Origin of the sequence: Bacteroides sp. An269 (assembly GCF_002159755.1) — a bacterium.
GTDB classification, from domain to species: domain Bacteria; phylum Bacteroidota; class Bacteroidia; order Bacteroidales; family Bacteroidaceae; genus Phocaeicola; species Phocaeicola intestinalis.
Genome location: NZ_NFJG01000244.1, coordinates 1 through 756 on the forward strand (window position 1 = coordinate 1; position 756 = coordinate 756).

Consider the following 756-nt stretch of genomic DNA (forward strand, 5'->3'; position numbering starts at 1 on the left):
CGGGAATAAGAAGTACCTTCAGGTACTTCATCATCGGGTGAACAATGCGGCTGTAGCAGGCACTCATATCAGACCGGTACGTGGAGCATGTGAAAGATTAAGGTTGTTAAGGCAAATGCCTTAGCTCCGTATCGGACATGGTACGTGCCGGGATATGGGTGCCTTTCTTAACCGGCTCTTAGCAGTCTGTGAGCCTGAGAGCAGAGTGATAAGTGCCAGACAGGGCAAGAATACAGACGGTACCTTAATGGGGTGGTGGGAGTAAGAGAACTGCGTGTACGCAAGAACAAACTGAAAGGCTCTGCCTTACCTTATGGTATCACACCCGGACAGCATACGGAGCACATCAGCAAAGCCGTTGTGCCCCAAGATGCAGTCTGGGTGTGTATGGGTGAGAAATGAGTGGAGTACATGGTCGGAAACGAAGTCTTTGGCCATGCAGCGGAACGGATGGCCGCTGCCTCTGTCCGGAGGTGACCATGCAATAGTCACCATAGAACAAAGGCAACCGGACATACCTTAGCAGGGTGGTGGGAGTAAGAGAACTGCGTGTACGCAAGAATAATCCTCGAAAGGGCATAAAAAAAGGGTGGCCGGAGCCACCTTTCTATTTGGATTCTGTCTTCTTCGTCCTTTTCGGCTTCTTTTCTGATGGAGCCGGTTTCTCCTCTTCCTCCTTTTCAGGTGTCGGATAAAACTCGACGGCTACCATGACTATGCGGTTACGCTTCTTGTTGGTTTCACTCTCGGTCCACT

The 756-nt window shown here is 50.7% G+C and carries 1 protein-coding gene; it reads left to right on the forward strand.

Annotated features, from left to right (window positions below):
• Positions 1-252 precede the first annotated feature (252 nt).
• The gene (locus B5F71_RS20580) at positions 253-402 is read left to right on the forward strand and encodes a hypothetical protein (protein WP_158098166.1); all 150 of its coding nucleotides are present in this window, start codon (positions 253-255) and stop codon (positions 400-402) included.
• Positions 403-756 lie beyond the last annotated feature (354 nt).